At 58.3% G+C, this 7,599-nt stretch carries 7 protein-coding genes and 1 pseudogene; 7 read left to right on the top strand and 1 reads right to left on the bottom strand.

The window, feature by feature from the left end; genetic code table 11:
• Positions 1–297 precede the first annotated feature (297 nt).
• The 4 genes and pseudogenes from EKA13_RS24860 to EKA13_RS29020 all read left to right on the top strand — a co-directional run bounded on the left by EKA13_RS24860 (position 298) and on the right by EKA13_RS29020 (position 3,523).
• Positions 298–525, top strand: coding sequence for a hypothetical protein (locus EKA13_RS24860; protein ID WP_065761773.1), 228 nt, complete (start codon positions 298–300; stop codon positions 523–525).
• 69 nt (positions 526–594) lie between these two features.
• A complete protein-coding gene (locus tag EKA13_RS24855) occupies positions 595–1,209 on the top strand; it encodes a LysE family transporter (protein ID WP_065761772.1) in 615 nt (204 codons plus the stop codon).
• Between the two features lie 421 nt (positions 1,210–1,630).
• Positions 1,631–2,665 (top strand): annotated as a pseudogene (locus tag EKA13_RS29025) (HAMP domain-containing protein); the annotation flags it as partial.
• Between the two features lie 93 nt (positions 2,666–2,758).
• A complete protein-coding gene (locus tag EKA13_RS29020; RefSeq protein ID WP_371917173.1) occupies positions 2,759–3,523 on the top strand; it encodes a methyl-accepting chemotaxis protein in 765 nt (254 codons plus the stop codon).
• Positions 3,524–3,572: 49 nt separating this feature from the next.
• Here EKA13_RS29020 and csiR read toward each other — a convergent pair whose 3' ends face one another.
• On the bottom strand, positions 3,573–4,289 hold the full coding sequence (gene csiR / locus EKA13_RS24845) for a DNA-binding transcriptional regulator CsiR (protein WP_245704411.1): 717 nt from the start codon (positions 4,287–4,289) through the stop codon (positions 3,573–3,575).
• 190 nt (positions 4,290–4,479) lie between these two features.
• On the opposite strand from csiR, the gene glaH reads away from it, so the two are divergent.
• The 3 genes from glaH to EKA13_RS24830 all read left to right on the top strand — a co-directional run.
• Entirely contained in the window at positions 4,480–5,457 is a 978-nt protein-coding gene (glaH, locus tag EKA13_RS24840) for a glutarate dioxygenase GlaH (protein WP_065761769.1), read from the top strand.
• A 93-nt stretch (positions 5,458–5,550) separates the two neighbouring features.
• Entirely contained in the window at positions 5,551–6,819 is a 1,269-nt protein-coding gene (gene lhgO, locus EKA13_RS24835) for an L-2-hydroxyglutarate oxidase (RefSeq protein ID WP_065761768.1), read from the top strand.
• Positions 6,820–6,832: 13 nt separating this feature from the next.
• Positions 6,833–7,599: aldehyde dehydrogenase family protein (locus tag EKA13_RS24830; RefSeq protein WP_125862964.1), on the top strand; the 767-nt coding region annotated here is incomplete at its 3' end.

Below are 7,599 nucleotides of genomic sequence, written 5' to 3'. Positions count from 1 at the left end.
TGGCCCGCCCAGTGCGGGTTTTTTTATGCCTGCCCGCCGCCGACCAGTTACTCAAACTGCTGGCCGGGCACTGAGGGCGGCAACAGTGTGCACATTTCATCTGAAGCCGCTGCCCGTCACACCCAATGAAGGTTCGACCACGGACTGATCCCATCAGGCGATCAAAGCAATGCGGTTGTGCTGGCGGACGCAAAAGTGAAGATGAAAATTCAAACCTGACTGAGTATTCTGACCGGCGGCACTCCGCGGCCAGTAAGCGCCAGGTGACAGCACCTGACGATGTTTTGAGAGGTAGGAATGGGCACCAGGAAATCAACCAGTGAACTGAAACGCGACCTGAAAGCGGTTGCATCAAACCTGGAACGAACCGCCGGGGAAATCAGCAAACTCGCCGAGCGGGTCAAAGACGTCGATGTCGTGGCAGTACTGCACTTGATGAATCGTCTGTACAAGGATTCTGACAGGCTGAAAGCCTACGCAGACGAGATCAAACAAGGAAAAATCGTACGGGGCAAGTCAGATTAAACCCCAACAGGCGTATCCTGTTTTTGAATCAGCCCCTGTTCTGGCCGGCAGATACCGATGGAGATGTTCATGCTTGGTGTAACGGACTACAGCGCTTTTGTCATTGCCTTCATTATCTTGCTGGCCATCCCCGGCCCAGGTAACTTCGCCTTGATCACGTCGACCGGCAAGGGCGGAATCAAAGGCGGGCTCGCGGCCACCTTCGGCGTCATCTTCGGTGACCAGGTGTTGTTGTGGCTGGCGGTCGCCGGCGTTGCGGCACTGTTGAACAGCTACCCGGCAGCCTTCCATCTGGTGCAGTGGCTCGGTGCAGCCTACCTGGCCTGGCTGGGCGCACGGATGCTGCTGGCAAAACCGGGTACAGCCCCTCTCCGGCAGATGAAGCCCAACCGTTACCTGCGCCAAACCCTGATGATCACACTACTTAACCCCAAGGCCATCGTCTTCTACATGGCGTTTTTTCCGCTGTTCGTCGATCCGGTACACCACCAGGGGCTGGTGACGTTCGCCTTCATGGCCGTGACAATCGCAGTGCTCACCTTTCTGTATGGCTTGATAGCGGTGCTGCTGACTCACTTTCTGGCCGAGCGTTTGCGTGCAAATCCGAAGGTATCCAGTGCCTTGGAAAAATTGGCAGGCGCATGCCTGTTGGGATTTGGCATCAAACTGGCTGTGCTTCGCTGAAGCGCAACCTGTTTCAAACACCTCGAGTCACCGACATAAAAAAAGCCGCCAGCGACCAGGCTGGCGGCTAAACATAGCGCAATGAAGATAGTGCCGTCGCCACCGAGGGACCTCTCCCAAGTGACTGCAAGAGTATCTCCTGAACCCACGTACGGTGCTTGTTCATGCCTGCCAAAGGCGTTGCAGCTGCGTGCCACGCGCAAACCTCAGCAGCGCCCATCAAAAACGTAGATATTTTTAGCTTTTAGCGATACTTTTAACCGCTTGGCGACCTGAACTGCTGATCCGTCGTCGCCATGCCGAAGTTCTGCCAGCCACATCAGGCCCCCTGTCTCGCTCAAGCGCTGACAGACCACACATTATAAAAAGCCTCGCTGCGTGCATTTCACACCACCAGGGTCTTAGTCGGAGACTAAACGCCGTGCTGCAAAACCTGAAATTCAGCCACAAGATCCTGATCGCTGCCTCATTGGTGGTGATCGCCATTCTCTCGCTGTTCTCGGTTTACAACGATGTTCGCCAAGGCGCCTACATCGAGAACGAACTGCGGGGTGACCTGCAGAACAACGGAACACTCACCGCACAGAACATCCAGAGCTGGCTCTCCGGACGCGTCGCCCTGCTTGAGTCGATGCAGCAAAACATCGAGCGCGACCTGAGTGATGACTCAATCATGGCAGCCATGTCATTGAAAGCCATCCGTCAGGCATTCGAACTGGCCTACATCGGAACCCAGGCAGATGGCCGCTTCCTGGCCAACAAGCCGACGGACCTGGGCAAAGACTATGACCCACGGGTCCGCCCTTGGTACAAAGAGGCCGAGACTGCAGGCCAGGCCATACTGACCAACCCCTACATGGACCTGGTGAGCAATGAGCTGGTGATGTCGATCACCGCACCTGTGCGGCACGACGGGCGCCTGGCCGGTATCACCGGTGTAGACCTCAGCCTGAAGACCATGACGGACATGATCAATGCCCTCGACTTCAATGGCACCGGCTATGCCTTCCTGGTCAGCAGGGACGGTACGATTCTGGTCCACCAGGACCGCAAACTGGTCATGAAGTCGCTGAAGGATCTGTACCCGAACCATACCCCGGGTATCGACCAGCGCTTCGCCGAAGCTGAAGAGAATGGCAAACCCCGCATCGTCAGCTTCACGCCCATCAAGGGCCTGCCCTCAGTCGACTGGTACATTGGCCTGTCAATCGACAAAGACATGGCTTACAGCCAACAACGAGAGTTTCGTGCCAGCGCACTGATCGCCAGCATTGTGGCGGTCGTGGTGATCATCGCCCTGCTGGGGATGCTGATCCAGGTGCTCATGAAACCCCTGAACAACCTTTCTCGCGCAATGGAAAACATTGCCCAAGGCGAAGGCGACCTGACCCGGCGAATCGATGTGCAATCGCGCGATGAATTCGGCCAACTGGCCATCGCCTTCAACCGCTTCGTTGAGCGCATCCATGGGTCTATCCGCGAGGTGGCGTCTACCACGGCTCAGGTCAACAACGTCGTCAAGCAAGTGATCCGATCGTCAGAGTCGTCGATGAGCAGTTCTGACGAGCAAAGCCAACGCACCAACAGTGTCGCCGCGGCCATCAACGAACTGGGCGCCGCAGCCCAGGAGATTGCGCGCAACGCAGCAGATGCGTCACGCCAGGCGTCAGGTGCCAGCCTGCAAGCCGAGGACGGTGGCCAGGTCGTGGCCCGAACCCTCCAGGCCATGAGCGAGTTGTCCTCGAAGATCAGTGCGTCGTGCCTCAATATCGAAACCCTGAACAACCGTACCGTCGACATCGGTCGAATCCTCGAGGTGATCAAGGGCATTTCCGAACAGACCAATTTGCTGGCCCTGAACGCGGCCATCGAAGCCGCTCGGGCGGGTGAGGCAGGACGTGGCTTTGCCGTGGTGGCGGACGAAGTACGCAGCCTGGCACATCGTACCCAGGAGTCCGCACAGGAAATCCAGACGATGATTCAAGAGTTGCAGGTCGGCGCACGCGAAGCCGTGGCAACCATGACGGAAAGCCAGCAACACAGTGAGGAAAGTGTGACGATTGCCAATCAGGCGGGCGAACACCTGAATGGCGTAACCGGCCGCATCGTGGAAATCGACGGGATGAACCAGTCCGTTGCGGCGGCAACAGAGGAGCAGACTTCGGTCATCGAGTCACTCAACGTCGACATCATCGAGATCAACAGCCTCAACCAACAAGGCATCTCCAACCTCAATGCAACGTTGCAAGCCTGCAAGGCGCTAGACGAGCAGGCTGAACGCCTGAAGAGCCTGGTGGACAGCTTCCGCATCTGATCTGATCGACAGGGGCGCCCGTGCGCCCCTGCATCACTGCCCGAGCGTGTCAGGACGCCGGGACAAGCGATACCGCCTTCCCCAACCCTTCACGCTGCATGACCTCAAGAATGATCGGCACGGGCGACATCAGGTGGTTACGCATCATGGTCGTCGCGCGCTCCGTGTCCCGCGCCAGGATCGCTTCAACCAGCGCGGCATGCTCCTTGCGCTTGATCTCCAACGCTTCCTCCGAGAACACCGTCTGGGTCAACCACAGATGGCGGTAGCGCTCGGCCTGATCGAACAGATAGGTGCGCACCTGCAACAAGTGCTTGGAACCGCAGCCTGCGGCGATGGCGCTATGAAAAGCCTTGTGCCGCATATCCCAGACATCGAGGACTTTTTCGCGGGTTTGTACATCCATCACTTTGGACAAGGTATGGGACTGAGCCACGACCTGCGCTTCCCACGCATCATCGCCGCGCTCGATGGCGAGGCCCACGATCATGGCTTCAAGGTTCGCGCGAGCATCATAGATATCCTGAAGCTCCTGCAGCGACATGGACGCAACCCGATAGCCCTTCTGGCTGATGACCACCACCAGATGCTCTGCCACGAGCTGCGACAGCGCCTCGCGTAGCGGGCCGACGCCCAGGTCATAGCGCTCCTTGAGCCCGCTCATTAGCAGCTTTTCACCTGGTTTGAATACGCCGCGAATGATGTCGTGCTTAAGCCGCTCGTACCCACTGAATGCAGAGTTATGCCTGGGGGCGAGGCTTTCCAAGGTACTGCTCCTGAACTCAAAAAAATCAATCATACCCAAACCGCTTGCAGCGGAAAAACATTAGACAAAAAGATTTTCTGTCGCTCAAATTGAAAAATGTAGACATTTTTAATTTGTAGCGATATTTTACTCCTGCCTGATCCAGATCATTGCTGGAAGACGCCTTTTACTACCTCTGCCAGGAGCCTCCATGAACGCCTTCACTCACATTCAAGACCCCGTTATGCCGCTTCCGGTAGAGACCAAGGGCTTTACCGTCAGCCCGTCCAAGCAGTCCCCACGCCTGCTGGAACTGACCTTCAGCAAGGAAGTCGTCGATGCCTTCGTCAGCGCCGTAGCCCAATGGCCGGTACAGGCACTGGAGTACAAGTCGTTCCTGCGTTTCCGCGTCGGCCAGATCCTCGACGAACTGTGTGAAGGCACACTGCGTCCGGTACTGCTGAACACCATCCTGGATCGCGCTACCGGCGGCATGCTGGTCACCCCGCAGGGCCTGTGTGACGTGACCCAGGCCGACGAGATGGTCAAGTTCTCCTCGGCCATCGCGCACCTGATCGGTCGCTCGAACTTCGATGCCATGAGCGGTCAGTTCTATGCCCGCTTCGTGGTAGTCAACACCGACAACTCCGACAGCTACCTGCGTCAGCCTCACCGTGTAATGGAACTGCACAACGACGGCACCTTCGTCAAAGAGCACACCGACTACGTGCTGATGATGAAGATCGACGAGCAGAACATGGTCGGTGGCAACACCCTGCTGCTGCACCTGGACGACTGGGAAGACATCGACCACTACTTCTCTCACCCACTGGCGCGCCGTGAGATGCGTTTCACCGCACCACCGAGCAAGAACGTGCGTGAAGATGTCTTCCACCCGGTGTTTGACAATGACGACCAGGGCCGTCCAACCATGCGCTACATCGACCAGTTCGTGCAGCCGCAGGACTTCGAGGAAGGCATCTGGCTGAACGCCATGTCCGAGTCGATCGAAGGTAGCCAGAAGAAGCTTTCGGTACCGGTACCGGTTGGCAGCTTCGTACTGATCAACAACATGTTCTGGCTGCACGGTCGTGATCGTTTCACCCCGCACCCGGAACTGCGTCGCGAACTGATGCGTCAGCGCGGCTACATCAGCTATCAGAAGACCCTGTACAAGCGCGGCCAATAATGCGCGCAACACGCTGAAGCGACGAGGCCACCACCGGGTGGCCTTCGTCGTCTCTCCAATAAACCTAATTCAGGTGGGTGCAGGCTAATGGCTATGTACGACTTCATTATCATCGGTGGCGGCATCGTGGGTATGTCCACGGCCATGCAACTGATCCAGGTTTACCCCGACGCAAAAATCCTTTTGCTGGAAAAAGAATCCGGCCCGGCCAAACACCAGACCGGCCATAACAGTGGCGTGATTCATGCCGGTGTCTATTACACCCCCGGCAGCCTGAAGGCGCGCTTCTGCCTGGAAGGCAACAAGGCCACCAAGGCGTTCTGCGACAAGCACGGCATCCGCTATGACGAGTGCGGCAAGCTGCTGGTGGCAACCAACGAGCTGGAAATGCAGCGCATGAGTGCGCTGTGGGACCGCACCGAAGCCAATGGCTTGAAACGCGAGTGGCTGAGTGCTGACGAGTTGCGCGAGCGCGAGCCGAACATTGTCGGCATGGGTGGCATCTTCGTGCCGTCCAGCGGCATCGTGAACTACGCACAAGTGACCGCCGCCATGGGCCGCGAGTTCGAAGCGGCCGGTGGCGAAATTCGCTACAACAGTGAAGTGAACGGCATCGACGAACGTGCGGATGAAGTGCTGGTGCGCACCGACGGCCACGAGTACCACGGACGCTTCCTGATCACCTGCTCGGGCCTGATGGCCGACCGCGTGGTGCGCATGCTGGGGGTCAAGCCGAACTTCATCATCTGCCCGTTCCGTGGCGAGTACTACCTGCTGCCCAAGCAGCACAACCAGATCGTCAACCACCTGATCTACCCGATCCCGGACCCGTCCATGCCGTTCCTCGGCGTACACCTGACCCGGATGATCGATGGCACCGTCACTGTCGGGCCGAACGCGGTGCTGGCGATGAAGCGCGAAGGCTATCGCAAGACCGACATTTCGATTCCCGACCTGTTCGAAACCCTGACGACCCCGGGCATCCTCAAGGTACTGATGAAGAACCTGCGCCCGGGCCTGATCGAGATGAAGAACTCGATGTTCAAGGGTGGCTACCTGAAAGAAGTACAGAAGTACTGCCCAAGCATCGTCAAGAGCGACCTTACCGCCTACCCGGCCGGTGTGCGCGCGCAGGCCGTTTCGCTGGATGGCAAGTTGATCGACGACTTCCTGTTCGTGAACACCAAACGCAGCATCAGCGTGTGTAACGCGCCTTCTCCTGCCGCGACCTCGGCCATCCCTATCGGCGCCCACATCGTCGACAAGGTACGCGAACAGCTTTCCAGTCAGGGCGCCAGCTTCGTCAAGCCCGCCAATACCGCCCGGCCTGCCGTGGCAGCGGCATCCGCCGCGACCAAGTAACGAGGAACTCAACGTGCAACTCAACGATTTGAAACTGTTTCGCCAACACGCTTACATCGACGGCGCCTGGGTAGAAGCCGACAACGGCCAGACCATCACGGTCACTAACCCGGCCACAGGCGAAACGATCGGCACCGTGCCGAAGATGGGCGCGGCCGAAACCCGTCGTGCCATCGAAGCCGCGGACCGCGCGCTGCCGGCCTGGCGTGCATTGACCGCCAAGGAACGTGCGGTCAAGCTGCGTAAATGGTTTGAATTGATGATGGCCAACCAGGAAGACCTGGCCCGTCTGATGACCCTGGAACAGGGTAAGCCACTGACCGAGTCGAAAGGCGAGATCGCCTATGCCGCATCGTTCCTGGAATGGTTCGGTGAAGAAGCCAAGCGCATCTACGGCGACATGATTCCTGGGCATCAGGTCGACAAGCGCCTGATGGTGCTCAAGCAGCCTATCGGTGTAACGGCAGCGATCACCCCGTGGAACTTCCCTTCGGCAATGATCACCCGCAAAGCCGGCCCGGCACTGGCCGCCGGTTGCACCATGGTGCTCAAGCCTGCTTCCCAGACCCCCTACTCGGCACTGGCACTGGCTGAACTGGCCGAGCGCGCCGGCATTCCAAAGGGCGTGTTCAGCGTTGTCACTGGCAGCGCGGGTGAAGTCGGCGGCGAGCTGACCGGCAACCCGATCGTACGCAAGGTAACCTTCACCGGCTCGACCGAAATCGGTCGCCAGCTGATGGTCGAATGCGCCAAGGACATCAAGAAAGTCTCCCTGGAGCT

Origin of the sequence: Pseudomonas defluvii (genome assembly GCF_001695625.1) — a bacterium.
Taxonomy (GTDB): domain Bacteria; phylum Pseudomonadota; class Gammaproteobacteria; order Pseudomonadales; family Pseudomonadaceae; genus Aquipseudomonas; species Aquipseudomonas defluvii.
Note: the sequence above shows the minus strand (reverse complement) of the source record. Positions and strands in the feature narration are given on the sequence as shown.